General features: G+C 45.3%; 28 protein-coding genes. 23 read left to right on the top strand and 5 right to left on the bottom strand.

Annotation, left to right across the window (positions count from 1 at the left end; translation table 11 throughout):
• The first annotated feature begins 134 nt into the window (after nt 1–134).
• On the top strand, nt 135–497 hold the full coding sequence (locus ACLVWP_RS09970; RefSeq protein ID WP_413557093.1) for a hypothetical protein: 363 nt from the start codon (nt 135–137) through the stop codon (nt 495–497).
• On the opposite strand, the gene ACLVWP_RS09965 is transcribed toward ACLVWP_RS09970, so the two are convergent.
• Both ACLVWP_RS09965 and ACLVWP_RS09960 read right to left on the bottom strand, forming a co-directional pair.
• Nucleotides 487–3,018 (bottom strand): S8 family serine peptidase, encoded by a 2,532-nt coding sequence (locus ACLVWP_RS09965; RefSeq protein WP_413557092.1) that lies wholly within the window; start codon nt 3,016–3,018, stop codon nt 487–489. The genes ACLVWP_RS09970 and ACLVWP_RS09965 overlap by 11 nt on opposite strands.
• 275 nt (nt 3,019–3,293) lie before the next feature.
• Nucleotides 3,294–4,736: an anion permease gene (locus ACLVWP_RS09960; RefSeq protein WP_413557091.1), complete on the bottom strand. Its 1,443-nt coding sequence runs from the start codon at nt 4,734–4,736 to the stop codon at nt 3,294–3,296.
• A 136-nt stretch (nt 4,737–4,872) separates the two neighbouring features.
• Between ACLVWP_RS09960 and ACLVWP_RS09955 the strand changes: the two genes are divergently transcribed.
• Complete coding sequence (locus tag ACLVWP_RS09955) at nt 4,873–5,181, top strand: terminase small subunit (protein WP_413557090.1); 309 nt, start codon at nt 4,873–4,875, stop codon at nt 5,179–5,181.
• A gap of 155 nt (nt 5,182–5,336) precedes the next feature.
• Here ACLVWP_RS09955 and pgsA read toward each other — a convergent pair whose 3' ends face one another.
• Nucleotides 5,337–5,900, bottom strand: a complete 564-nt coding sequence (gene pgsA / locus ACLVWP_RS09950; protein ID WP_413557089.1) for a CDP-diacylglycerol--glycerol-3-phosphate 3-phosphatidyltransferase — start codon at nt 5,898–5,900, stop codon at nt 5,337–5,339.
• A gap of 58 nt (nt 5,901–5,958) precedes the next feature.
• On the opposite strand from pgsA, the gene ACLVWP_RS09945 reads away from it, so the two are divergent.
• From ACLVWP_RS09945 to ACLVWP_RS09925, 5 genes are all read left to right on the top strand, one after another.
• Entirely contained in the window at nt 5,959–6,369 is a 411-nt protein-coding gene (locus ACLVWP_RS09945) for an acyl-CoA thioesterase (protein ID WP_413557088.1), read from the top strand.
• Nucleotides 6,348–7,313: a class II fructose-bisphosphatase gene (glpX, locus tag ACLVWP_RS09940; protein WP_413557087.1), complete on the top strand. Its 966-nt coding sequence runs from the start codon at nt 6,348–6,350 to the stop codon at nt 7,311–7,313. Before ACLVWP_RS09945 ends, glpX begins: the two co-directional genes overlap by 22 nt.
• A 3-nt stretch (nt 7,314–7,316) precedes the next feature.
• Nucleotides 7,317–7,613, top strand: a complete 297-nt coding sequence (locus tag ACLVWP_RS09935) for a hypothetical protein (protein WP_413557086.1) — start codon at nt 7,317–7,319, stop codon at nt 7,611–7,613.
• A 147-nt stretch (nt 7,614–7,760) separates the two neighbouring features.
• Entirely contained in the window at nt 7,761–8,111 is a 351-nt protein-coding gene (locus tag ACLVWP_RS09930; protein WP_413557085.1) for a hypothetical protein, read from the top strand.
• A 180-nt stretch (nt 8,112–8,291) separates the two neighbouring features.
• Nucleotides 8,292–9,668 carry a sensor histidine kinase gene (locus ACLVWP_RS09925; RefSeq protein ID WP_413557084.1) on the top strand — a complete coding sequence of 459 codons (1,377 nt, stop codon included), beginning with the start codon at nt 8,292–8,294 and terminating at the stop codon, nt 9,666–9,668.
• Here ACLVWP_RS09925 and ACLVWP_RS09920 read toward each other — a convergent pair.
• Nucleotides 9,665–10,030: a response regulator gene (locus ACLVWP_RS09920; protein ID WP_413557083.1), complete on the bottom strand. Its 366-nt coding sequence runs from the start codon at nt 10,028–10,030 to the stop codon at nt 9,665–9,667. The genes ACLVWP_RS09925 and ACLVWP_RS09920 overlap by 4 nt on opposite strands.
• Before the next feature lie 176 nt (nt 10,031–10,206).
• Between ACLVWP_RS09920 and ACLVWP_RS09915 the strand changes: the two genes are divergently transcribed.
• The 12 genes from ACLVWP_RS09915 (at nt 10,207) to ACLVWP_RS09860 (ending at nt 20,447) form a co-directional block, all read left to right on the top strand.
• Nucleotides 10,207–10,638, top strand: a complete 432-nt coding sequence (locus tag ACLVWP_RS09915; RefSeq protein WP_413557082.1) for a type II toxin-antitoxin system RatA family toxin — start codon at nt 10,207–10,209, stop codon at nt 10,636–10,638.
• Complete coding sequence (locus tag ACLVWP_RS09910; protein ID WP_413557081.1) at nt 10,628–10,996, top strand: hypothetical protein; 369 nt, start codon at nt 10,628–10,630, stop codon at nt 10,994–10,996. The genes ACLVWP_RS09915 and ACLVWP_RS09910 overlap by 11 nt, the downstream gene beginning before the upstream one ends.
• Before the next feature lie 47 nt (nt 10,997–11,043).
• Nucleotides 11,044–11,280: a hypothetical protein gene (locus ACLVWP_RS09905; RefSeq protein WP_413557080.1), complete on the top strand. Its 237-nt coding sequence runs from the start codon at nt 11,044–11,046 to the stop codon at nt 11,278–11,280.
• Nucleotides 11,281–11,334: 54 nt separating this feature from the next.
• A complete protein-coding gene (locus ACLVWP_RS09900; protein WP_413557079.1) occupies nt 11,335–12,684 on the top strand; it encodes an aldehyde dehydrogenase family protein in 1,350 nt (449 codons plus the stop codon).
• Nucleotides 12,681–13,661 (top strand): tRNA lysidine(34) synthetase TilS, encoded by a 981-nt coding sequence (tilS, locus tag ACLVWP_RS09895; RefSeq protein WP_413557078.1) that lies wholly within the window; start codon nt 12,681–12,683, stop codon nt 13,659–13,661. The genes ACLVWP_RS09900 and tilS overlap by 4 nt, the downstream gene beginning before the upstream one ends.
• A gap of 118 nt (nt 13,662–13,779) precedes the next feature.
• Nucleotides 13,780–15,735 (top strand): ATP-dependent zinc metalloprotease FtsH, encoded by a 1,956-nt coding sequence (gene ftsH, locus ACLVWP_RS09890; RefSeq protein ID WP_413557077.1) that lies wholly within the window; start codon nt 13,780–13,782, stop codon nt 15,733–15,735.
• A gap of 73 nt (nt 15,736–15,808) precedes the next feature.
• On the top strand, nt 15,809–16,624 hold the full coding sequence (gene cdaA, locus ACLVWP_RS09885; RefSeq protein ID WP_413557076.1) for a diadenylate cyclase CdaA: 816 nt from the start codon (nt 15,809–15,811) through the stop codon (nt 16,622–16,624).
• Entirely contained in the window at nt 16,621–17,052 is a 432-nt protein-coding gene (locus ACLVWP_RS09880) for a CdaR family protein (RefSeq protein ID WP_413557075.1), read from the top strand. Before cdaA ends, ACLVWP_RS09880 begins: the two co-directional genes overlap by 4 nt.
• 1 nt (nt 17,053) lies before the next feature.
• On the top strand, nt 17,054–18,430 hold the full coding sequence (glmM, locus tag ACLVWP_RS09875) for a phosphoglucosamine mutase (RefSeq protein ID WP_413557074.1): 1,377 nt from the start codon (nt 17,054–17,056) through the stop codon (nt 18,428–18,430).
• On the top strand, nt 18,430–19,155 hold the full coding sequence (locus ACLVWP_RS09870; protein ID WP_413557073.1) for a pyridoxine 5'-phosphate synthase: 726 nt from the start codon (nt 18,430–18,432) through the stop codon (nt 19,153–19,155). Before glmM ends, ACLVWP_RS09870 begins: the two co-directional genes overlap by 1 nt.
• Nucleotides 19,156–19,161: 6 nt before the next feature.
• Entirely contained in the window at nt 19,162–19,611 is a 450-nt protein-coding gene (tsaE, locus tag ACLVWP_RS09865) for a tRNA (adenosine(37)-N6)-threonylcarbamoyltransferase complex ATPase subunit type 1 TsaE (RefSeq protein WP_413557072.1), read from the top strand.
• Nucleotides 19,612–19,883: 272 nt separating this feature from the next.
• Complete coding sequence (locus ACLVWP_RS09860; RefSeq protein WP_413557071.1) at nt 19,884–20,447, top strand: GNAT family N-acetyltransferase; 564 nt, start codon at nt 19,884–19,886, stop codon at nt 20,445–20,447.
• On the opposite strand, the gene ACLVWP_RS09855 is transcribed toward ACLVWP_RS09860, so the two are convergent.
• Nucleotides 20,444–21,850 carry a hypothetical protein gene (locus ACLVWP_RS09855; RefSeq protein ID WP_413557070.1) on the bottom strand — a complete coding sequence of 469 codons (1,407 nt, stop codon included), beginning with the start codon at nt 21,848–21,850 and terminating at the stop codon, nt 20,444–20,446. The genes ACLVWP_RS09860 and ACLVWP_RS09855 overlap by 4 nt on opposite strands.
• A gap of 142 nt (nt 21,851–21,992) precedes the next feature.
• Between ACLVWP_RS09855 and ACLVWP_RS09850 the strand changes: the two genes are divergently transcribed.
• From ACLVWP_RS09850 to rnc, 4 genes are read left to right on the top strand one after another with little or no spacing between them, the layout of a single operon-like run.
• On the top strand, nt 21,993–23,198 hold the full coding sequence (locus ACLVWP_RS09850; RefSeq protein ID WP_413557069.1) for a cysteine desulfurase family protein: 1,206 nt from the start codon (nt 21,993–21,995) through the stop codon (nt 23,196–23,198).
• Nucleotides 23,191–24,273, top strand: a complete 1,083-nt coding sequence (mnmA, locus tag ACLVWP_RS09845) for a tRNA 2-thiouridine(34) synthase MnmA (RefSeq protein ID WP_413557068.1) — start codon at nt 23,191–23,193, stop codon at nt 24,271–24,273. The genes ACLVWP_RS09850 and mnmA overlap by 8 nt, the downstream gene beginning before the upstream one ends.
• Entirely contained in the window at nt 24,258–25,637 is a 1,380-nt protein-coding gene (mtaB, locus tag ACLVWP_RS09840) for a tRNA (N(6)-L-threonylcarbamoyladenosine(37)-C(2))-methylthiotransferase MtaB (RefSeq protein WP_413557067.1), read from the top strand. The genes mnmA and mtaB overlap by 16 nt, the downstream gene beginning before the upstream one ends.
• Nucleotides 25,634–26,323 (top strand): ribonuclease III, encoded by a 690-nt coding sequence (gene rnc / locus ACLVWP_RS09835; protein ID WP_413557066.1) that lies wholly within the window; start codon nt 25,634–25,636, stop codon nt 26,321–26,323. Before mtaB ends, rnc begins: the two co-directional genes overlap by 4 nt.
• The last annotated feature ends 2 nt before the right edge of the window (nt 26,324–26,325 follow it).

Here is a 26,325-nt window from a genome sequence, read left to right as displayed (position 1 = left end):
TTTTGATTTGAAATTTATGAACCCGATACAGCAATGTATCGGGTTTTCTTTTTTGTGTTGCCTGAATCTGCAACAGTCCTAAAACGCAACCAGATACAATTGGTACACGTATTGCTTTTTACCTCTTACCAGCTTTGCAAGATGGCAAAGTGGCACTGAAGGGGAAAGTCATCGTGAGTCGAGTCCATCAAATTTTAAAAGCTGCTTTGGAGCAGAGGCAGTCTTTGAATCCTAAATATTCGCTCCGCAATTTCGCAAAGGACCTATCGGTCAATCCTAGCTTTGTCTCACGCATCCTAACAGGTAAGCAGACTATTCCCAGTGCTCGGTTGGAGGAAATCATTCAGACTCTCCAGATGGATGAGAGCGCCTCTAAAAGATTAAAAATTGAGCTGATCCGAGATTACATGAAAGAGCTGGGTCTTAAAGAAACAGAGCTCCTCAAGGAGGAGCTCTGGGAATCAATTCCTGAAGTTGTTGAGGAAGTTATCTCGTAAAGACAGCTTCGCAGCGGATAACAGTAGCACGAAGGATCTGCTGTATTTTCTGTTTTTGCGCCGTTTGTTCTTTAGCGATGCCCCATTTTTTAATGCCTTCATTCAGCATTCTAATGGTGATCACCGATGAGTTCGGGCTCAGTTTAGCCATTGCCAAAGTTTCTTTAACAACTTGTTCTGGCATCAAGCTTGGATGCAGGTAGGCGTCTTTGGAAGAGATGTGCTCTTTCGCCATTTTATCAATAAGGTAATTTGCAAGAATTCCGGTCACCGTTGGTGTTGCCATCGATGTTCCTGACATGTTTTGACGACCCAGAGGAGATTCCAATGTCATCTTGGTTGCCATTGCATCTTGAAATGAATCTACAATTCGACCTTCCATCAGGATCTTGCTTTGAGTGGTGAGTCTCTCAGAGATAGGGAGAGGGTCGAGAGATTTAACAGCAAGATCGTTTGCTTTGATGACTTCTTTAAATTCATTCTTCACTAAATTCGTAGAGTGTTCTTTGCTTTTTGCTGGAACAGAAGAGTAGACTTCTTCACCCGTTGAGAAGACCTGAGGTACTTTAGGGTCGATTAAGATATTGGAAAATGCAGTCAGCGTACCATTTTCGTTGATACTTCCCACTGCCAAGATATTTTTCAAAGCATTGTTTGGAGTGTCTGGCAGTCCTTTGTTTTTTGCAATTTCAATAAAACGTGTCGATGTGATTCCCACAGGGAAACCTGTTTTTGTAACGCCATCGATCCAGCCACCGTCGTTACCTGTGGCTACGACGAACAATGTACCTGGTGCTTTGAATTGCATCGTCTGGCCGATTTTGTAGCGTACGAACTCAGAGAACAAATCTGTTACAGCAGATTGCTGTTTTCTATCAAGCGAGTATTCCTTTTTAAATGTCATACCTAAAGAAACATTGGCCAGTTTTAGTTGTTGCTTACCTGCGGCTTCAATGGCTTTGAGTACGTCTTCGATGAAAACGGCATCAAGCGTTCCTTTCAGTGTGCCAAGATAATCTTTCAGAATTTTTTCTGCACGAACAGGGGTGATTTTAACACCCGTGTATTCTTTATTAATCATCGCGATCAGTTCGCTCACGATAGGCAGTTTAAGCCACTCAGAGAATTCACTCGAGTATCTTTCAATAATCTCCTTTTGTCTTTCAGGGGCAAGAGCTACAGGCCCGGTCGTAACACGAATTGGAACGATGCGAACATCTGGATTTTGACGAGCAATAACGCCTGAGACATGGGTCGCATGGCTATTGGAGTTGCTGCTGCTATCTAGATAGGGATGTTGGGTACGAATAACGTAGCGGCGTAGATCGGACTTCATTTTTGCATAAGCTACAGGATCTTGCTGGAAGTTTTTAAGATCTGTTGCTAGCGGTCTTAATTGTTCGATACGCTTCATCGCATTGCGAATGGACTGTTTGTCTTCCTTGCTAAGGGAAGGGTCTTGTAAGAGCTTAGCATAGCGTTCTTTGCCTTTTGTAATAAGGAGTTCTGCGGCTTCGACCGTGCTTTTGCCTTTAAAGTCTGCTGTGCTGTTAATGGCTTTTTCTAATTGAGTGAGTGGATCGAATGCATCGTAACCCCAAATTGCCATATTAAATGAGGCATCGAGCCTGTCGATTGCTTTCGCACGGGTGATTGGAGTTAGGGCCGGCTTTTCTTGGAGCTTCATGAATTGCTGAAGCAATTCGATGTTTTTGTTTAGGTTCGTTTTTTGGTCTACGTATTCCATGGATTCTTTCATTAGTTCAAAGAATCTTTGACCGTGTTCTAAGGATTGGCCAACGGAGATCATATTTGGAGTATAGTATTTTGGGCCCGTATAAAAGTCATAAATTCTTTGTTTTTCCATCATCTCGGCATCAAGTATTTTATTTCCTTTGATGCGATCAAATATTTCTGGCCAGCTGGCGCCTTTTGTAACCTCGAGGGCTCCACGCAGACTGATTGCTTCTTTCGGAAGTTTAATGAAAACACTTTCTTTAATCTCCGGATCGTTTTGCAGAGCCGCATAGAAATGTTCAACGAAAAGTGTGTTTGATTCCTTGATAAGCTGCAAAGGGCTTTCTACGGGCTCAACGATAAGTCCATTCTTGATCGCCTTAGCACCGAAAGCGAAAAGAGTGGGGTCGACCATCACGTGAGTTCCTGATGGACCGTTTCCCATAATATCAATACCGGCGCCAGCCACTCGGCCATCGACGATGCGATAATCAATTTGTGCTTGAAGATCTTTGTGAGCAATGTCGACACCGCTATCAATCACGCCGACACGTAATAGATCTGTTCTGCGTGCGTCTTTTTCTTGGCGAATCACGATGGCGTCGCGCTCTTTTTGTGAAAGCTCACGCACCTGACTGCGCATCCACTCTAGTTGTCGTGGGAATTTACCATTCCAGAAAGAATCTCTCGGATCTTGAGAAGGCCCTGTTTTGCATGAAGGTAACGCTAAGAGAACGGCGAGCGATAACATCATCACGCGGCTTTTGTGTCTCATTTTAGTCATGGTAAATCTCCTGATTTTTCTTTATGCCCTTTTTAGAGCAAGGAGAAAGCCAGGTGATTCCTTAGAGGGTGTTTCCTAAGTAAGTCTTTGAAATGACGGGGGATTGGTCATAAACACAAAGTAATATGAGGAGCTGTTGACTTTAAGGGAACGTCTAACCGCTAAAAAGAGGCCGAATTGCGGCAGTTGAGTAAGTCAGAAAAACATTGAAATACTCAACACTTGCACGCCGCTCTCTTCGGTCTATCGCTCCCTTAAAAGGTGCCAGGCGCCTTTTAATAAACGCCGAGGATTTTCCACCAAGCGGCGCCAAGGCCCATCCAGATCACGATATACACGATCGAGAAGATGAAACCGATTCTCCACCAGTCTTTAAGGTCCACATAGCCGATACCATACAGAATCGGCGCAGGTCCGTGCGCATAGTGAGTTAGAACTCCTGACAATGAACCTGTGAAGCCCAACATCAAGGCTACAAGTTTGCCATCGATCCCAACCGCAATACCGACTGCAAGCATGGCAGAGTACATCGCAGCCACGTGAGCCGTCGCACTCGCAAACAAGTAACGAGTATAGAAGTAAACCAAGATCACCGCAGGGAAAGCCCAGTACCACGGTAAATGACCCAGTTGAGTTTTTACGATCTCACTGAACCAGCTGACGAAGCCGAGTTGATTTAACCCCTCTGCCATCATCACAAGGGCCGAGAACCATACCATTGTATCCCAAGCGCCTTTTTCACCTTTCACATCTTCCCAAGTCAGAACACCACTTAGAAGCAAGAATGAAAGACCGATCATCGCGCCAACTGTCGCATCGATTTTCAATTGTGGTCCAAAGATCCACATCACCAAAAGCATCAAGAACGCAGTCACCATCAACCACTCATTGCGAGTAACAGCGCCTAGATCTTTCAATTTTTGTTTTGTTTCTTGTTGAACAGCTTTTGTGTCTTTCAACTCAGGTGGATAAATTTTGAATAGCAACCATGGAGTTAAAGCTAAAGATACAATCCCGGGAACGAGTGCGGCCATTGCCCAACCACCCCAAGAAATTTCTACGCCCAAATCTTTTGCGAACTTTTGGCACATAGAATTTGAAGCCGTACCCGTGATAAACATCCCCGCACCCAAAAGGTTGGCGTAGTAGGAATTCAATGTCAGGTAAGCACCCATGCGACGGTGAGTTTTAGGATCTGCAGGATCAGAACCGAATCCCATCGAGATAGATTTCATAATCGGCATCAAGATACCACCGGCACGGGCCGTGTTACTTGGTGTTGCTGGAGCCAGAACCAAATCTGAAAACGCCAAACCATAAGCAATGCCCAGTGGAGTTTTACCAAGTTTAACGATGAACCAGTAAGCCACGCGACGGCCCAAACCTGTTTTGATAAAACCACGAGAAATAAAGAAAGCAATCGTGATCATCCAGATCGTTCCGTTACCGAAACCACTCAACGCAAGTTTTACTGATTGAGCGACATTGCCCGGAGCACGCAATTGAAGAACCGCAACCAGAGCGATAGCAATCATCGAGATACTGCCCATCGTGGCAGCTTTGATGACGATACCAAAAATGGCAGAGATAAAAATCGCAAATAAATGCCAAGCGCCTTGGTCAAGTCCTTGCGGAGTTGGCGTGATCCAAATAAGAGCACCCAAAATTAAAACGGCAATCCATGCCTTATAGTTCATTTCCTGATCTGGTTGGTTCATGAAGATCCTTTCTTATGCTTTTAAAGCGTAAGAGAAATAAAACAGAGTGTAAAGGGAGTTCAGTTTAATTAGAAATTCACGTCGTGCTGAACGTCAGATGTTTGCGACTGGGGTGGAGGTGTGTATCATCGCTAGTATGCGCATCAGACAAGTCGGTTTTTCATCTCGCTTAAAGGCCCATCGTAAATTGCTTACGTTGGAAACGTTAAAATTTATTGTGGAGTATTTACGAGACGGAAACGCCAGACTCGCAGCTTTCCGTTCCGGAGTTCCTGAAAACTACGCATCCAAACAAGGAGCGTGGTTGAAAAAGCATCCGATTGTTAAAGCAGCACTTGAAGCTGAAGTGGATGAAAGAGATGCCCTAAAATTGCAAAAGGCGATCGCGGAAATCGATCGCCAGATGGATATCTGTAAAGACATTTTAGGTTTGCAGGATTTTTAAAAGATATCTTAACGAAGCAGACGAGATACTGAGGAAGAAGCAAAGAACACAGGCTTCTGCGTTTTAGCAGAAGCGATCTTCAAATAACTGCTCAATAAAAGAGCTAAGAAGATAAAAAACCAATTACTTGGTGATAGGTGTAAAAGCATACGTTCCTAGGAGCTTTTGCGGCTCTTCATGTATCCATAGTAGTATTCAATACCGCTAGTTATACTCAAAATGACGCTAACCCACAAGACGCCGTAGCCAACTTTGTCCAAATAGGGCACGTATTCGTCGACATTTCCAATAATTACAAGGGGGATGGCCAACATTTGCATAGCCGTTTTCCACTTTCCGGCTGGCTTTGCGTCAATAATGATCTGATCCGCCGCAGCAACGGAGCGAATGCCCCCGATAAAGTTGTCGCGAGCCACTATCACGATCACCATCCAGGCGTCGATTTTACCCAGGGCCAAAAGCATCGCTAGGACACTCGTGACCAGGATTTTATCCGCAATCGGGTCCATGAATTTACCGAAATTGCTAACCGCACCGTATTTGCGAGCATAGTAGCCATCAAAATAATCAGTGGTGGAGGCAGCTAGGAACAGGAGTGCTGCGCAAATATTCCAAGTCAAAGTGTTCGGATACATAGCGCCCACAACGACCGGCACCATAAAGATGCGGCTCATCGTGATTCGAGTCGGAAGATTTTTTTGCCACTCAGTGACTGCCATCAGCTCTCCAGGAAATAATGCGTAGACTTAAACTATCAATTTAGTCTAGAAATAATCAATGTTTATTCATCGTCATAAAGTTCAGTTTTACGAAACAGACCTCATGGGAATTGTCCATCATAGCAATTACCTGCGTTTTTATGAGGAGGCCCGGGTGGCGTGGGCGATTGGCAAAGGCTTAATCGACTATCAAAAACCGGAATCTGCCAGTTACTTTGCGGTCTATGAGACGCAAGTGAAACACCTCAAACCAACGTTCTTTGGCGATGACCTGGAAATTGAAGTGCAGGCCCGAGTTGAGGGCACTCGCTTGATTTTTCAGTACCGCATGCGCGGCAGGGGAAATAGCACATGTTCTGTTGCACAGACAGTTCACGTGGCCCTGGGAAAAGATTTAAAATTGATGAGATTACCGGCCGAAATTAAGGCCGCAGTGGAGAAAGAATCATGGACAGAAACCTGGCTTTAGAATTTGTACGTGTGACCGAAGCAGCAGCCCTTGAATCCGCTCGTTGGATGGGTAGAGGCGATGAAAAAGCAGCCGATGCAGCAGCCGTGGATGCCATGAGAAAAGCTTTCGACGTTCTTCGTATGGACGGCACTGTGGTGATCGGTGAAGGGGAGCGCGACGAGGCTCCGATGCTTTATATCGGTGAAAAAGTAGGGACTAAAACTGACGATGCTCCGGCATTGGATATCGCTTTGGACCCATTGGAAGGTACGACGATTTGTGCAACGGGCGGACCGGGTTCTATCTCCGTAATCGCTGTTGCTGAAAAAGGAAAATTCCTTCACGCACCTGACACTTACATGGATAAAATCGCTTGCGGCCCAGGAGCAAAAGGTAAAATCGATATCGATAAAACTCCGACTGAAAACGTGGAAGCTGTTGCGAAAGCGTTGGGTAAAAAAGTCAGCGACATGACAGTTGTGATTTTGAATCGCCCTCGTCATAAAGAATTGATCGATGAAGTTCGTAAAACAGGTGCGCGCATCCAGTTGATCGGGGACGGCGACGTTTCTGCAGCGGTGTCTGCGGCATGGCCTGACTCTGGTATCGATTTGCTAATCGGTATCGGTGGAGCACCAGAAGGCGTGATCTCGGCAGCAGCGATGCAATGCTTGGGTGGAGACTTCCAAGGTCGCCTTAAATGGAGAAACGACGAAGAGAAAGCTCGTGCTTCAAAAATGGGTCTTAAAGACTTGGACAAAAAGTTCACTTGTGACGAGCTTGCAAGTGGCTCGGTGATGTTCGTAGCAACAGGGATCACAGATGGTTCATTGTTAAAAGGCGTGCGCTTCTTGCCAGATGGTAAAGCGAAGAGCCACTCGATCGTCATGCGTTCAGCGACGGGCACAATCCGTACGATTGAATCATTCCACGATTTCACTTGGAAAAAGAAAAAATCCTAAGCCATGAGTGCTCAACTTTTTTGTTTCAGTTGCAAAAAAGAGATGACCTTCGCAGGTAACATCGGCCGTCGTGAGGAATGCCCTCACTGTCGTGCCGATGTGCACGTCTGCAAAAACTGCGATTTCTACGATCCCAAAGTTTATAACGAATGCCGCGAAACCCAAGCAGACGTCGTGCGCGAAAAAGAACGCGCAAACTTCTGTGATTACTTCACGCCACGCAAAGGCGGAGCTGGTCAGGAAGATCAAGCCGCGAAACTGCGAGCCGCCGCCGACGCTCTTTTCAATTTCAAAAAATAACATACTACCTTGTTCCTGAACTCTAAGACCTTGGTGACCTTGCTTGCAGAATCGAAATGCAAATGGGGGCTTTGGTTGGTGGTTTTTGCGTTGGTTTTGGCCAATACTAAGACAGTTCCTTGCAGAGTTTTTTATAAGGAGGAAGTTATGGCTAATCCACAAATGCCGGAAAAGAATCCATCATCAGGTGCGCAGCAAAATCGAAAAGCTGATGTGCCGCCAAAATTTTCTGAAGATACTCACAAAGAGCATCAAGCAACTGAGGTCAGCAATCCAAAAGCGGATACTGAGCCGGGGTTGGATAGGAGAGCGTCAGAAGCTGATCCTTCGCTGAGACCATTAGGTCAGACCGAAGTAAATCAAGCGAAGTCTACATCTAGCAATGTTGGCGAAGAGCCATTCAATGTTGATGATGAGACTGACTTTGAAGTCTCTGGCCGAGAAAGTTTAATTAACAAAGATTCGAACGATCGCAGAGGAAATAACTCAACTCACTAGTAGAGGGTTGAAATTAAATTCACTGACTTTCGCGAGAACGAAGACGTGCGACTTAACCGTTGCACGTTTTCTTTTTTGAAGATTGCGTACAATTAATTTATCGCCATCCGCCATCACATTCTGGGAAATTTGGAGTCGTACTCGTGACAGCATACAGTACGTCTGTTAAGGTTATTTTGCATGAAGGTATTAAGTCGCGCGGTCTTAGACAATATAGAGTTAGATTTTTGCCGTCGTAGTAAGGCAGCAGCCGTGGGGTTCACGGTGGTCTTCGCTATTTTGTTAATCAAACCTGTCGTGACTACACCTTCTTATTTCTTGTGGCATCAATTGGCAGCGGGCACCGCTCTTCTTTGCAGCATCATTCGTTTATTCTTGGGTATCAAAATCAGTCGTGAAGGAGTGAAGTCACTCTACAAGTGGGCACCACTTCACTCGGTGGTGATTCTTATCAGTTCAACGATGCTTGGGATTGTATGTTCATTTGGTTTTTGGGATCCAATGAATCCCGACTCCAAAATTTTTGTAACTTCATTTTTAATCAGCGCTATTATGGCGGGATCGGCGACATCGCTTTCCCTGAGTCCGCGCATTTCGGTTTATTTCTTAGCTTTAGTTGGCGTAATGCCCGGGATCTTTTTAGCATTTTCGAGTCATCACGGAGAACTTCCTTACGGTGTTTGGACGATCTTCGTGTTCACTTTTGTAGTGTATGTTTACGGAAACTCCCGTGAGTTTTACGAAAGCATGGTCACCCGTTATGAGACCGAAGAAGCTTTAAATATTGAAAAACAAAATCTGACGTTGGCTATTCAGCAACTCGAAAATACTCAAGACGAATTGTTAAATCAAAAATCCCGTGCAGAGTACTCAGCGAAGTTAGCTTCCCTGGGGGAGATGGCGGGTGGTATCGCTCATGAAATCAATACGCCACTGAACGTGATTTTGCTCTCAGCGGAACAGCAGATGGATCTTCTTGAGGACGGCAATTTGGATCGTCAGTCGATGAAAGAATCGATCGAGAAAGTCCAATCAACAACCAATCGTATTGCCACCATCGTTCGTGGATTAAGAACTTTCGCACGTGATGGCACGAAGGATCCAATCGAAGAGATTTCCGTGCAAACTTTGATCGATAATACACTTTCGCTTTGCTATGAAAAATTCAAGCTTGCGAATGTGGACTTGATCTTGCCGCCACCGACAAAACTAATTTTACCGTGCCGCCCGGTGCAGATTTCTCAGGTCTTGTTGAATCTTTTGAACAATTCGTTTGAGGCGATTCGCGATCTTCCAAAAAAATGGATCGCGATCGGTGTTTCAGATTTGGGTGAGCAAATCGAATTGCGCATCACTGACAGTGGACCTGGTATCGATCCTGAAATCCAAGCAGAGATCTTTAGACCGTTCTATACGACCAAAGAAATTGGTAAGGGCACCGGTTTGGGATTGAGTATTTCCAGAGGATTGGTCGAGGCTCATCAAGGGCAGCTGTACGTGGATATCGATCACAATCATACAAGCTTCGTGATTCGTCTGCCGAAAAAGAACTCTTAAGCCGGTAAGGCTTGTTTCACCATTTCTAATAATTCAATCTTATTAACTGGTTTTGGGATAAAGCCCACGCAGTGTGGATTTTTGCGAAGTTCTTCTTCATCACCACCGACGTAGCCAGAAATGAACATCACAGGTGTGTCGTTATTTGGAACGTTGCTGATCTTTTTAAGCAGCTCAAAGCCATCACAGACGGGCATGCGGATGTCGCTAATAACCAGGTGAGGCTTCCAGGTTTGAACTTTTTCAAAGCCGATACAGCCGTTTTCAGCCAAATCTACTTCATAGTTCGCACGAGTCAGGAAGTAGGAGATCAGGTCGCGAAGATCTTTTTCGTCGTCGACGATCAAAATTTTCGGCTTCATGTGCTGACTCCTTTCCTTAGGATCGTGAAGGTATATTATCTGTTTATACCGTTGTCCAGTTAACATCCAGAGGGCGAACGCAACATTATGCCGATGTAACATAACAGTTCTCATTTGATTCGCAGGTCTAGGCTAGCGTTGACTGTATGTGATCTGAAAGTCACAGTAATTCACATATGGCAAAAGCATCAACAACCGAAGTTTTCAACTGCACACCTGAGCAATTCTTTAAAATCATTTCTGATTACGAAAAATACCATGAGTTTTTGGCGGAAGTGAAACAATGCAAAGTTTTAAAAACTGAAGGCAACCGTAAACTTGTCGAGTACAACGTTGCGGTCGTAAAAACCTTTAAGTACTCACTTTGGATGACAGAGGCTGCACCTAACAGCATCACTTGGGAATTCGCTTCCGGTGACATGTTTAAAACCTCTGTGGGCTCTTGGAAAATCCAAGACGAAGCTGGTAAAACTCGCGCAACATACTCTGTAGAAGCAACTTTCAACATGTTTGTTCCAGGGCCGATCGCAAATGCATTGGTCAGTGTGAACTTACCAAATATGATGAGTTCATATCACAAGCGAGTGAAGCAACTGTATGGCGTCTGATTCCAACTCTAAAAAAGACGAAAAAGAATCTCCAGGGGACTTAAAAGGTCTGCTGGGAGATACGGTGAAAAAGGTTTTCACTGCCGGAGTTTCTGCCGCTTTTATGAGCGAAGAAGGTCTGAAATCTTATTTGTCAGAGTTGAAACTTCCTAAAGAAGCTTTAAATTTGTTAATTCAAGGTGCTAATAAATCCAAAGACGAAATCACGGGTCGTGTGACCAAAGAAGTCGTCAGCATCATTCAGAAAATTGATTTCGTAAAAGAGTTTTCTAAATTCGCAGAGACGCATAAATTCAAAATCTCTGCCGAAATCGATATCATCAAAAAAGATCCCGCGAAGGATTCCAAAGAAAGCTAGACTCTTGTCTGTCTCAAGTTGAGGCAGATTGCGCCGATAAGTCATCCATGATGATGGAAACGGAATTCCTAACTTTTATTTCAGTCGTACTTTTCTGCTTTTGCTGCCGTCAGTTGATTCATGCGGTGGTGGCACCCATTCCTATTTTCGCTAATCAAAGACCTTATGCTTTTAGAGCCATGCAGCTTGGCAAGGGTTACAAGATTATGGCGTGGGCAATGATGACTTCGGTCTTTATGGTCGGTACCGCTGTGTCATTTTATCAGGTGTTTACAACAATCTAAATCCTATGCTTCACTGTTCAGGTGAACTGTTATGCAGTTTTCCTGGAGGTGTTTGTGAGCTCCTTTTCTACTGTTAATCCCGCAACCGGGGAACAACTCAAAAAATTTGAACATGCTACTTGGGATCAAGCGGAACGCATGATCTTGGATGCTAAAAACGACTTTGAAAAATGGCGTAAAGTTTCATTTTCAGAACGTTCGAAAGTTCTTAATAATTTAGCCGCAAGTCTTCGTAAACACAGTGATGATTTGGCTTTGCAAATGCATTTAGAGATGGGGAAGCTCATTCCTGAAGGTAAAGCTGAGGTTGAAAAATGCGCAGTCACTTGTGAGTACTATGCTAAGGAAGCCGCGACGATGTTGCAGAATCAAAAAACCGCTTCGCCTTATCAAAGTGCCGAAGTCAGTTTTTTACCCCTGGGCGTCGTGTTCAGCATCATGCCGTGGAATTTCCCTTTGTGGCAGGTGATTCGCTTTGCCGCTCCGGCCTTGATGGCAGGTAACGTAATAATTCTTAAGCATGCTGATTTGACCGCGGGCGTTTCTGAAAAGATCGGTCAGATTTTTAAAGACCTCACTTCGAATATGGTTTTGCTTAGAAACTGCCAGGTCGATCACGAGGTCGCTGAAAAAATCATCGGCCACAACATGGTTCGCGGGGTGACTTTCACAGGCAGCACGGCAGGTGGTCGTTCGGTCGCGCAAACCGCAGCTAAAAACTTAAAAAAGATTGTTTTAGAGTTGGGGGGCAGTGACGCCTACATCGTTTTAGAAGATGCCGATGTGATCCCTGCGGCTAAAGCCTGCGCTAAAACTCGCTTGCAAAATTGCGGGCAAAGCTGCGTGGCCGGAAAACGTTTCGTCGTCGTTGAAAAAGTTTTGCAAGAATTCTTAAACGCCATGGAGCACGAAATGAAAGTCTTGCCGCTCGCTCCGCTAGCAAGCAAACGCTTTCAAGACACTATCATCACTCAGGTGGAAAAATTAAAAAGCTGGGGCGGAAAAGTTTTGTTCGGCGGTACGGCTCCGCAAGGGGCGGGTGCGTTTTATCCAGCAACACTGGTGTTGTTTGATAAGAACAATCCAGAAGTTCACCACGAGGAAGTTTTTGGTCCCGTGGCTATGGTTTTCGTCGCTAAAGATGCGACAGAGGCGATGGAAATTGCCAACTCATCTCCTTACGGATTGGGCGGGGGGATCTTTACCCGAGACCTTGCAAAGGGTAAAGAGCTGATTGAAAAAGAAATGGAAGCAGGATTCGTCGTGGTTAATGATTTTGTAAAATCAGATCCACGCATTCCTTTCGGGGGAGTGAAGGAATCCGGTTATGGCCGTGAATTGGGTCATTTCGGTATCATGGAATTTGTGAATGTGAAAACCGTCGGTGTGGGAGCAGTTCAGTGAAGAGAGTGACGGGCGGCACGCGGCCCAAGCAGGATTTAGATCATCAGGTTTGGAAATTAATTAAAAAATTTGATCTTCAAGATAAGAAATTTTTGGTGGCTTTGTCGGGTGGTGCAGACTCTGTGGCAACTCTGGCGGTGCTTTCAAAACTTATTAAGGCCGAAAAACTGGGCGCTTGTTATTTCCATCACGGCGACGATAAAAATCAGGATTATCGCAAGGAAGCTCAGGCTTTCTGTGAAAAGCTTTGTAAAAAGCTGGGGGTGCAGTTCTTTGCGCTGAAATCCAAATCCTTGGCAAAATCTGAAGCTCAATACCGCGATCAGCGTTATGAGGCGTTAAAACGCTTACAAAAAGAGCACGACTTTGAAGTTTTAGCGACGGGGCATCACAGTGATGATCTTTTGGAAACTCGTTTGATGCGCATCGTGCGCGGGACGGGGGCGCAAGGTTTGATTGCTATGTCCTACTACAGTCAGGGTGTGTTTCGTCCCTTTTTGGAGACTCCAAAAGTGGAGCTCAGAAAATACTTACGCAGCGAACGTTTGCGGGCATTTGAGGATCCATCGAATGCCATCCTGGACCCATTCAGAAATTGGGTCCGTGAGGATTGGCTGAAGGCCTTGGAAAAAAGGCAAAAAGGCGCGGTGAATAGCCTAGCTCGGTCCTTAGAAACCTTGGCCCAGGAGCTTCATTCTTTGGAGCACAAACCGGGAACTGATTTGCTGAGTCAAAATGAGGCTAATAAGCCACAAGGCGTAGAGGGCATCTCTCGTGCTTTTTATCTGACATTAAATCAATTTGAGCAGCGCAGGCTGCTTGCTCAGTACCTATTTTCCCTCGGAAAACGTGATTTTTCTCAGTCACAATTAGAGGAAATTCAGAAGCGCCTGGACAAATCTCAAAAAGTGATCACGTTTAAGGTCAGTGGTTGTGATTGGGAAATTAACGCAGAGCAAATCAAGGTCGAGTCCTGATTTGGGGCTCCTCATTTTCCTCTCGAGAAACTACGTAAAGTTGCTTTAATTAGCCAAGCGCTTCTGATAGTCTTAGATAGTTCTATCTGGACGAGAGAAGTGAGCGAAAGGAATCGAAATGCGATCTACACAGAAAACGCTAGCTCTATGGTTTTTCCTAATCATTATGGCAGTGTTTCTTTTTCAAGCCTATGAGAGCAAGCACCAAAAACTAATTGGTGAATTCAACTACTCAAAATTCACTGAGGCTGTAAAGGCTAAGGAAGTTGCCAGCGTAACTTTCCGCCAAGAAACAAGTGAAATCATTGGTGAGATGAAGCCTGACTTTGAAACAAAGTACAAAGGCACTCATTTCCAAATCGTGGGTAATACTCAAGATGAAGGTTTCAAATTCTTAGAAGCTAACGGCATCACGCCAAACTATGAGCGTGCTGATAACGGTGGTTTCTTCCAATCATTGATCGTGAACTGGTTGCCGTTGATTTTGATCGTGGCAATGTTCTTGTTTATCATGCGCCAAATTCAAGTGGGCGGTGGTAAAGCGATGTCTTTCGGTAAATCCCGTGCCCGTCTTTTAACTGAGCACAAAAATCGTGTGACGTTTAAAGAAGTCGCTGGTGTTGACGAAGCGAAAGACGATCTTCAAGAGATCGTAAGTTTCTTGAAGGATCCAAAAAAATACACGAAGCTTGGTGGCCGTATTCCAAAGGGTGTTCTTTTGGTGGGTTCTCCGGGTACAGGTAAAACATTGCTTGCACGCGCAGTAGCGGGTGAAGCAGGTGTTCCATTCTTCACAATCTCTGGTTCTGACTTCGTAGAGATGTTCGTGGGTGTGGGTGCTTCTCGTGTTCGTGACTTGTTTGAACAAGGTAAAAAGAATGCTCCTTGCTTGATCTTCATCGACGAGATCGATGCCGTAGGTCGCCATCGTGGTGCCGGCATGGGTGGTGGTCATGACGAGCGTGAGCAAACTCTGAATCAGTTGCTAGTTGAAATGGACGGCTTCGAATCTTCTGAAGGCGTTATCATGATTGCAGCGACGAATCGTCCTGACGTTCTAGATCCAGCTCTTCTACGCCCAGGTCGTTTCGACCGTCGCGTGGTTGTGAATAAGCCAGATCTTAAAGGTCGTGAGCAAATCTTGGGCGTTCACACGCGTAAGACTCCACTTGGACCTGACGTTGATACTTCTAAAATCGCTCGTGGTACTCCGGGCTTCTCGGGTGCAGACCTTGAGAACCTTGTGAATGAAGCAGCTCTTGTGGCAGCTCGTTCTGATAAAAAGTATCTTGAGATGGAAGACTTTGAAAAAGCTAAAGACAAAGTGATCATGGGTTCTGAAAGAAAATCCATGGTGATTTCTGAAGAAGATAAAAAAGTGACTGCGTACCATGAAGCAGGTCACACGCTGGTGAATAAGAAACTTCAAGGATTGGATCCAATCCACAAAGTGACGATCATTCCTCGCGGTATGGCTTTGGGTGTAACTCAAACTCTTCCAGAAAAAGAATCTGTGTCTTTGTCGAAATCTACTGCTGAGAACATGATTGCCTTCTTGTTCGGTGGTCGTGCCGCTGAAGAAGTGATCTTTAAAGATGTGACGACTGGCGCTGGTAACGATATCGAGCGCGCAACTTCGATCGCTCGCCGTATGGTTTGCGAATGGGGTATGTCGAAACTAGGTCCTTTGGCGTTTGAGAAATCAGGCGGCGAAGTGTTCTTGGGTATGCAATACGGTCACCAATCCCACAAAGAATACTCTGAAGCGAAAGCAGAAGAGATCGATGCGGAAGTTTCTAAAATCATCAATACAGGTTACGCAACTGCGGTTCGCATCCTGACTGACAACAAGCAAGCTCTTGAGTCTTTGACTCAGGCGTTGCTTGAGTATGAAACAATTGATGGTCACGAAGTTGATATGATGATCAACGGGGCTGCGGTTTCTGAAATTGAAAAATACAGAAACAACCGCCGCGATACAAATCTGGCATTGGCCGAAGCTCAAGGCATCGGCAAGAAAGATGATTCCTCTGGATCTGATCCGGTAGGAAACACGGGGCCAGTAACAATTTAAGGTCTCTTTTGAAGCTCCGAGGAAACTCGGAGCTTTTTGTGCTTTAACCCCATTACGTTTTTGATTGGGCACCATGATGTTGCAGCAGTTTATCGACAATCTTGTCTTCATCGTTCAGCACTTGCGCGTGCAAGATGCGATCGACATGATCCTTGTTTGGATGGTGGTCTATCGTATCTTGGTTTTGATCAAGCGCACGGGAACGATCCAAATGCTTTCAGGATTGGGAGTTTTGGCGATTGGATACATCCTCAGTATCTGGTTGGAGCTTTTCACCTTTAATTGGATCTTAGAAAAATTCTTCTCTAATTTGTTTGTGATCGTGGTGGTCTTATTCCAGGCCGAGATTCGCAGAGCCTTGGCTCATATCGGATCGAACCCATTCTTTACAGATGCCTCTACAATCCAAGAAACCCAAGTTATCGAAGAGATCGCTAAGGGTATTATCCTAACAGCTCAAAAAGGCTTTGGCGCCCTTGTGGTGGTGGAGCGTGAGATCGTGATCGATTATCACATTGAATTTGGAACAGAGATGGAAGCTAAGGTGTCGGCAGAGTTGCTAGCGTCTATTTTCCATCCGGAAAGTCCTATGCATGACGGGGCGGTCTTGATCCGTAACGGTAAGATCAATTCAGCAGGTTGCTTCCTGCCTCTTTCAAAAAACCCAGCATTGGATAAAAACTTGGGGACTCGCCACAGAGCCGCGATTGGTTTGACCGAAGAAACAGATGCCTTGGTGTTTGTGGTTTCTGAGGAAAATAAATCCATTGGTATCGTTCAAGGGGGCCATTTGAGTCCTAACGTGGAGCTAGGTGATATCCGTAAGGCTCTTTACGAAACTTTCGGTCTTAAATACAAAGCCTTCTCTCAGCAAGGAGATCTGTCGTGAGACGTCGTTGGTCCGATGCTGTGACGGAAAATTTCAGCTATAAAGTAGTGGCTTTGTTTATCTCTCTGATCCTGTGGTTGACCATCTTGGGCCGCCGGGATTTCGTTTTAAGCAAGAATATCGAGGTCGATCTAATTCCAGCCGCTGGAACCCATGTGGTGGCGCAGACAACTGACCACATCAAGGTAAAGGTTTCAGGGCCAAGAGCGGCTTTGAAGAAGTTTATGGAAAGCTCTTTGTCACAGAATATCAATCTTGATATCTCTTCAAAGGGTGAAGGCGTCGTTTATGTGGATATTCCACTGAATAAGATCGAGGTTCCGCTAGGGGTTAAAATCCTAGGGGTTCGTCCGAATCAGATTCAGGTGGAAGTTGTACGCATCAAAGACAAGTCCGAAGAAGCAGCAGAAGAACAAAAAGGTCTATAAAGTGGAAAAAAAATCAGCGAAACTTTTTGGTACAGACGGTATCCGTGGGACAGCCAATCAATATCCAATGACTCCGGATATGGTTGTTAAAATCGGTCAGGCGATCGGTTACATCCTACAAAAACAAAAATACAATGCGCACCCTTCACTTCGTAAGGTCGTTATCGGTAAGGACACGCGTCTTTCTGGTTACATGATCGAACAAGCTCTAGCGAGCGGTTTGAATTCTATGGGTGTGGCTGTGCAATTGGTAGGACCACTTCCAACTCCTGGTATCGGTTACCTGACTCGTACAATGCGTGCGGTTGCTGGTATCGTGATTTCTGCTTCTCACAATCCATTTCATGACAACGGTATCAAGGTTTTCGGTGCCGATGGTTTTAAAATCTCTGAAGAGATGGAGCGCGAAATTGAACGCTTGGTTCTTGAAGAAGACCTAACAGCGCTTCTTCCTCCAAGTAAAGAAATTGGGCGCACTCGTCGTATTGACGACTCCCAAGGTCGTTATATCGTTTATGTAAAATCAACTTTCCCATTGGAATATACTTTAGATGGTATGCGTATCGTTCTAGATACAGCGAATGGTGCGGCTTACAAAGTGGCTCCTTCGATTTTCCAAGAGTTGGGTGCTGAAGTGATCCAATTGGGTGATGATCCAAATGGCACGAACATCAATGATAAAGTCGGTGCTTTGCATCCGCAAAAATTGGCTGAAGCCGTGGTTCAATACCGCGCTGACGTTGGTATCAGTCTTGATGGTGACGCGGATCGCGTGATCATGGTGGATGAAAAAGGTCAGATCGTAAATGGTGACCGTATTCTAGCTATCAGTGCTCTTCATATGAAAGAGCGTGGGCTTCTAAAAAACAACACTTTGGTAGCAACGCAAATGTCGAACTTCGGTCTTGAAAAAGCCATGAACGATGCTGGTATCAAAGTTGTTAAAGTCGGTGTGGGTGACAAATACGTTGTCGAAGAGATGCGTAAAAATGGTTACAACCTGGGCGGTGAGCAATCAGGTCACATCATCTTCTTGGATCACACAACAACAGGTGACGGCTGTGTCGCAGCTCTAAGCGTGCTTGCGGTGATGAAGCAAACTAATAAGCGCATGAGTGATCTTGCGCGCGTGTTTGATGATATGCCTCAGGTGTTGATTAACCTTCGTGTAAAACGTCGTATGGAACTTGAAGACATCAAGGGCTATCACGATATGATCGCGAATATCGAAAAGAAACTTGCTGGCAATGGCCGTGTCTTTGTTCGTTTCTCTGGAACTGAACCTGTGATCCGCGTCCTTGTTGAAGGAAAAGACAAAACAGAAATCTCTCATTATGCAGATGAGATCGCAGGCTTCCTAGAGAAAGAACTAAGCTAATGAAACATAAAATTCGTTTGGGCGTGAACGTTGATCACGTCGCTACACTTCGTCAGGTTCGCGGCGGCACTACAGCTTACCCGAACCTTCTGGAGATGGTTAAGAAGTCTGTAAAGGGCGGTGCAGAGCAAATCACGATTCATTTGCGTGAAGACCGTCGTCATATCCAATTGGAAGACTTGAAAGTTCTTTCTAAGTCTTGTCCAGTTCCTTTGAATTTGGAAATGGCTGCGACTTCACAAATGGTGTCGTTTGCCAAAAAGTATCGCCCTCAATGGGTATGCTTTGTTCCTGAAAAACGTGCGGAGCTAACAACTGAAGGTGGCTTGGACGTTAAGAAGGGCTTTAAGAAAATGCTTCCAATGGTTGAAAAACTTCAACGCATTGGAATCGAGATCTCTATGTTCATCGAACCATCCATCGAACAAGTTGAAGCTTCTTTTGAAGTGGGCGCTGATGCGGTGGAATTCCACACTGGTAAATGGGTTCACCTGACGGGTGCAAAAAAAGCCAAAGAGTGGAAGCGTTTGGTTGAGGCGGCTGAGTGGGCGAACTACTTGGGTCTTAACGTTCACGCAGGCCATGGTCTAGATTACGCACACTCTAAGGAAATCAACAAGTTGCCATACCTTCAAGAAGTGAACATCGGGCATTCCCTGGTATGTTACGCTCTTGAAGATGGACTTGAAGCGTCTGTAAGAAAGATGCGTAAGATCTTAAAGTAAAACTTTATGTCTTCAATTCTAAATTCCCAAAGAACAATCAATTCAACAGCGGAACTTAAAGTGTTTTGGCAGGAATTCCTGCCACACTTAAGTGATCGCTGTGTTTTACTTTTGAGTGGCGATGTCGGTGCTGGAAAAACAACTTCCGTGCAAGCCATGGCTGAGATTTTGGGAATGAAGGATGTGCAGTCGCCATCCTTTGCCATTCACTTGAGATATGAAAATGCTCAAGGTCGTACGATGGATCACTTGGATTTATACCGCTTGGACGATGACGACGATTTGGAGAGCTCCGGCTTTTGGGATTTGTTCGCGCCGAAAAAAGGTTTCGTCGTGGTCGAGTGGGCTCAACGTTTGGATTACGACTATTTACCCCTAAACTGGCAACGAGTCGAAGTCAGTATCACCAAAGGCTCGGGCGAAACCGAGCGTATTATTACCTCGCGCCTTCTGTAGTTGAATGACATGATTTTTTTCTGAAAGCTGTCTGAGCTTTAACGTGGTTTTGCGTCCACAGGAGTAAAATCAAAAGCATCAGGAGGTAAATCCTATGAGTCAAATCTCCTCTGAACCACAAACTTCGCAAGCCCTGTCTGTGACATCCCCAAAAAACGCAAAGAAATTCGCTTGGCAAATATTCCTGCAGGCCGGAGAAAAAGGAAAAGGCTTCTTCCTCTAAAAGGCGCCTCTCGCTTGCACTCGTCGATCCAGGTGAATAGAATGATGTGATGATCTCACAACGTCCTTTGCCTTCCGTTTTAAAAGGTTCGCGTATCACTCTTGAAAAGCACTCTATGTCGCTTGCGCCAGAGATGTTTGCGATGATTGATGTCAATCGTGAGCATCTCCAAGACATGCCTTGGACTAAACTTACGAACTCCATCGAAGATTCTAAAAACTGGATCAATGCGACTTTTTCCGAATGGGATAACTTGGCGTTGTTCGATTACGGCATGTATGTGAATGGCAAGTACATCGGTAGTTGTGGCGTTCATTCCATCAACTGGGAATTCAAACACTGTGAACTAGGTTACTGGATCGGCAAAGAGTTCGAAGGCAAAGGTTACATCAGCGAAGCCGTCAAACTTCTTGAAGATGCTTGTTTTACAGCGGGCTTTCACCGAGTGGAAATCCGCTGCGCTTCCTTCAATGAAGCTTCCGCTCGCGTCGCTCTAAAAAACAGCTATAAACTCGAAGGGGAGTTGCGTGAAGACTCTCTGATCAATGGCAAGTACCGCAGTACTCAAGTGTATGGAAAGCTTCGTCGAGAATGGGAAGCCGCTCGAAATTAAGCGGCCTGTAGACCTTTAGTGAACTCGCTGGAAAGCTTTTCTGCAAGATTCAAAGAAGTCTTGTTGTAAGCAGACTTTTCAGCAAAGCCCATTAGCATACCCACGATTTTTTCTTCAACCACGATAGGCGTGATTGTGACGTGATCAGGGATCGCGCCTTGATTCCATTGCTCAAAGAATTTTTCATTCATTTCGTTCAATGAAATATAACCATGGAATGGCTTTTGTGTAGAAGCCACGATGTTAAAGATACTTGGAGTTTTCAAAGGCACACGCAAAGACGTGTCTTTGATGTCATGGAAGTTTTCGTCCCATGCGAACGCTGTCACTTGAGATTCTTGCTCATCCAAAGTCAAAATCATGGATTTTTCAAAGTGTGCTTTCATTTCTGAAAGAACTCTTTTTACTTTGTCGGCGATAATAGTGTTGTTTTTCTTTTTCAATTTTTCCATTAGGAAACTGCCGCTCGCTACAGGATTCATTGTAGGTTTTGCGACACCTGTTGGGCGTGGAGCTACCACTGGAACAGGTTTGTTGCCAAAGCTGTCTTCGCTGACTACATCACCTGTATTTTCATCAGATGGTGGAGGCGGGGGACCTGCTTTTGGAATAGCTGCAACCGGAGCTGCCGCTGGTAAAACCGGACGAGTATCAACTACCGTGCTTTCAAAAGTTTTTTGAACTTCTTCAGCCGGAGCGTCTTGAGAAACTAAGATATCATCAACAGGTGTTGTTTCGTGGGCAGCCACTTCAAGAGCTTGAAGTTTAACCACTGGAGTATCAAAGATACCTTCCAGTCCACCCATAACTTCGCCCGTGCCTTCGGAGGGAGTTTCTTCACCCTCTTCAGAAGTTTCAATGCTAGGGTTGGAGCTTTCACTCATTCCCATATCTTCAAACGAGAAGCTGTCGCCTGATTTTTTAGCAGGAGCGATATTCAAAGCAGCCATGCCTTCCGGCATAGCAGATTCTGATTTTTGCAAAGAAGGTGCAGCTGCGTTTTCAGAGGACTGCCAAGAGTTCCAGCAAGATTCTAGAGCTTCTTGGGGAGCCAAAACAAAAACAACCGTCGGATTTAAAGGGAAATCCTGCGGCGGTTGCAGACATGCCACTACAAGAATGCCATCCCACTCCGCCACAGGCAGACACTCCACCGTCCATGAGTAATGAGTCGCCCACTTAGCGTACATTTCTTTGCGAGGAGGAGTTTCTGTAAAAAATCGTGCCTGAAGACGAGGGAGTTTATAATGAGCCATTGCCCAAGGGAAATATTCATCAGGTTGGAGTTGATTTTCTTTCAAAGCATACGCAAGGAGGCTTAATGGCGATCCCGCGACCGAGTGTGACTCGGTAAGTCCTTGAAGTTTATGTTTAAAATGCTCAAACCATTCAGTAGTGCTCATTGTAGTGTTTATCGGCTCAAACCGAGGGAAACCTGAGTCTAGGTCTAGGTTGGCTGTATTTTTTGCAGCATTGCGTACTAGGTAGACGGCAAAAATATAGAGGTTTTCAATACTTAGCAAATATGGTAGTCTCCGCCCACTTATGCTTCAGACCAAAGTTCTTCACTATTTCGATCACAATGCGACCACACCTGTGTGCGCTGAAGTGATAGCAGCTCTTCCGGAATTTGCGACCGCTGGTGGCAACCCGAGCTCCATCCATTGGGGTGGAAGAGGGCCTAAGAATTTAATCCGCGATGCGCGTAAAGCAATCGCTGAAGCATTCAATATTTCTCCGCTAGAAATCGTATTTACTTCTGGTGGCAGTGAAGCCAACAACACAGTTTTGAAGGGCTTGTTTGATTACTATCACACAGCTCAGTTCTTAGCTCCAGAGCAACGTCGTCGCACGCATTTCATGTGCTCTGCGGTTGAACATCCAAGCATCATGAAAACGATGGCGCACCTTGAAGCCCTAGGTGCTCGCGTAAGTTATATTCCGGTCAGTCGCGAAGGTGTGATCGATTTGAAATTTTACGCAGAAAATTTGAGCGAGGAAACCGCATTGGTTTCTGTGATGTTTGCCAATAACGAAACAGGGACGTTGTTCCCGATCAAGCAAATGGCAGAGATGGCTCACGCAAAGGGCGCTTTGTTTCACACAGATGCTGTGCAAGGTTTCGGTAAAGCACCTTTGAATTTTAAAGAGTTGAATGTCGACTTTGCTTCGATCTCTGGTCACAAGTTTTATTCGATCAAAGGGACGGGCGTGCTTTACATGAAAAAAGGCATGAACGTGAGTCCGTTGATTCACGGTGGTGGTCAGGAACGTCATCGTCGTGGTGGCACTGAAAACACTTTGGGTATTGCTTGCTTGGGGTTGATGGCGCAAAGAGCGCCGCTGGTTGCAGATCGCGCTTTCGAGGTCAGCAAACTTCGCGATCACATGGAAGCACGTATCTTGTCAGAAATTCCAGATGTGACAATCACAGCTGTTGAAACTCCACGCTTGGGTAATACGAGCTCGTTGGTTATCAAGGGTGCTGATGGCGAAACAATGCTGATGTCGTTGGATATCAAAGGCTATGCGGTAAGTACGGGGGCTGCTTGTTCAAGTGGGAACCCGGAACCAAGTCCCGTGTTACTAGCGATGGGGCTGACTCGTCAGGAAGCGCAAAACAGTTTGCGCGTGAGCTTAGGGTGGGAAACCACATTGGCTGAAGTAGATGGATTTGTTGAGGCATTAAAAGAGGTCGTAACGCGTTTACGATCCATAGAACATGAAGAGGGAGAGACTTACCATGTCTAAGGGGAGAGTACTTGTTGCTATGAGCGGAGGCGTGGACAGTTCTGCCGCGGCTGCGCTGTTAGTTGAACAGGGCTATGAAGTTATTGGGGCCACAATGCAAGTTTGGGATTACTCAACTTGTGATATCGAAGAAGGCAACGGCACATGCTGTTCGTCGATCGATGTGGATGATGCGCGCGCAGTCGCGGATCGTTTGGGCATTCCATTTTATGTATTAAACTGCGAAGCAAAATTCCGCGCAGCGGTTATTGATCCTTTCTTGAAAGCTTATCTTGAAGGTCAAACACCACTTCCATGCGTGAACTGCAATACGTACTTAAAGTTCGACCATCTGGTGAAAAAGATGAAAGAACTTGATTGCGATTACTTGGCGACAGGCCACTACGCGAAAGTCGTCACTGATGAAAACGGTAAGTCTGCAATCCACACATCAACAGATGACTGGAAAGACCAAACGTATTTCTTGTTCACGATTGATCCAGAGCTTGTTCCAAAACTTTTGTTCCCAATTGGTGACATGAAGAAACCTCAAGTGCGTGAGTACTCTGAGAAAATGGGCTTGGTAACGGCTAAGAAAAAAGACTCCCAAGGCATTTGCTTTGTGGGTGGTATTGGTTACCAAAACTTTATCAAAGGCCAAGTTCCAAAAGCAGTTTTGGATTCTAAAAAAGGTCTATTGAAACGTTACCCAGATGGCACAGTGATGGCTAAGCACGAAGGCATTCATAACTACACTTACGGTCAAAGTAAGGGGCTAGGTATGGATCACCACGAAAAACTATTCGTGATCAAAATCGATGCGGAAGACAACACGGTGTGGGTTGGTGACGAAAAGTATCTATTTGCTCACGAAGTCGATGTTGTAGACCCTCACATGTTGGGTGATTTGCAAGATGGCGAGTTGATGAACGTAAAAATCCGTTATCAACACAAAGGTTCTCCAGCCTTGGTTTATAAAACTGAAACTGGATTTAAATTGAAATTCCAAGAACCACAACGTGCAGTGACTCCGGGTCAAGCCGCTGTGTTTTATCGCGAACGCGAACTCGTAGGAGGCGGATGGATCACTCTGTAGAGACACCTCAGCCTGCGCAAGTGAATCGTGATGTGAAATATCAGGTTCATACATTTGGTTGTAAGGTAAATACTTACGATGCGGGTCTTATTCAGAAGAACTTGAATGCGAATGGTTTTGCTCCGGTGATCCGTGGCGAAAAAGATGCGCGCATTCACGTTTTGAATACGTGTGCAGTGACTGCAGAGGCTACGAAAGAAGCCGTTCGCTATATTCGTCGCTTAAAAGTAAAAGATCCGTTCTGTACGATCGTGGTGACGGGTTGTGCGGCTCAGGTGGATACGGGATCGTTCTCGTCATTGCCAGGGGCGGACTTGGTTGTGGCAAATTCCCATAAAGGAAATTTGCCAGAGCTTTTGAATAAGCACTTCCGTGGCGAGCTGACTGAAAAAGTATTTAAATCCAACATCTTTAAAAAAGAAGATCTGGAAATGGGTGGGGGGATTGAAAAACACCACACTCGCACGTTCTTGAAAATCCAAGACGGTTGCAATAGCTTCTGCACTTACTGCATTATTCCTTATGCTCGCGGTAAGTCTCGTTCGATTTCAATTGCGAACCTGGTTCAACGTATCAACGATCTTTATGCCGAAGGATCACGTGAAGTGGTTTTAACCGGTGTTCATATCGGTGACTACGAAGATGAAATCAACGGCAAGCAAATGGTGATGGAAGATCTAATCGAAAATCTTTTGGTTAGAACTAAAATGCCACGTTTCCGTTTGTCTTCATTGGAACCGGTGGAAGTTTCTGAACGACTTTTGGATTTGTATACTGATTCCAGACTTTGCCCTCATTTCCATATGAGCATTCAAAGTGCGAACACAGAAGTGCTTCACCATATGAAGCGTAAATATACTCAAGACGATGTTCGTAAGTCTTTGCTAGCTATTGAAAAGCGCGTTCCAAATTCTTTCGTGGGTATGGACGTGATCACTGGTTTCCCAACGGAAACGGCTGAGCAGTTCGAGGACACTTACCAAACTCTGGCTGAGCTTCCTTGGACTAAACTTCACGTATTCCCGTACAGCGAGCGCCAAGGCACTCGTGCAGCGGCGATGGATGTTTCGGTCTACCCTCATGTGCGTGCTGAGCGTGCAGCTCGTCTGCGCGATTTAAGCATCGCTCGTTATGAGGAGCAGGCAAAGCTTCAAATCGGAACAACTAAGAAGGTTCTGGTTTTGAAAAATGCCGCTAAAGGTGGTCAGGGCTTAAGCCATGATTACTGGCCGGTGGACATTCCAGGTGCAGAAAGCTTCCTTTCTCACTGGGCTGGACAAGAAGTTGAATTAAAAATCACAGGTTATGATCATTCCAATAAAAACCATATGGAAGGTCACTTGATCGGGGAGGTTCTGACATGAATTCACTCGAGCAACGTCTGGGATATAAATTTAAAAACATGGCTTTGCTAGCTCGTGCTCTTACGCACAAGAGTTATGCAAATGAACTTAAGAACCATACTGAGCACAATGAAAAGCTCGAGTTCTTAGGAGACGCTGTTCTGGATTTGGTTGTGGGGGAGTTCTTGTATGAGAAGTACCCACAAGACAACGAGGGCGGCCTTTCTAAGAAACGTGCATCGATTGTGAATGAAGAGGTTTTGTTTGAATTAGCTCGTGATATGGAGCTCAACAAAATTCTTCAGCTAGGTAAGGGTGAGGCGCAAACCGGGGGCGCATTAAAACCTCGCCTCTTGGCTTCTTCATTAGAGGCTATCGTAGGGGCGATGTATCTGGATGGTGGCTTTGCCGCCGCTTCAGTCTTTGTTCGTAAAGAGTTCTTACCACTTTGTGATAAGACCTGCTGTAACGAAGATTTTGAAAGAGACTACAAGACACGATTGCAGGAGCTTGTACAAAAGGCGATGAAAGAAACGCCGAAGTACGAGGTTCTGGCTGAGGAAGGTCCTCCGCATGATCGCCAGTTTGTAGTGTGTGTAAAAGTTAAAGAAGAAATCTGGTCCAAGGGGCGCGGACGCAGTAAGAAAAATGCCGAGCAAGACGCGGCCAAAAGCGCTTTAGATGCAAAGTTTAAGGAGACGAAATAGTT

This window comes from Bdellovibrio sp. HCB209 (genome assembly GCF_047306065.1).
Taxonomy (GTDB): Bacteria; Bdellovibrionota; Bdellovibrionia; order Bdellovibrionales; family Bdellovibrionaceae; genus Bdellovibrio.
This window is presented reverse-complemented; position numbering and strand designations above follow the sequence as displayed.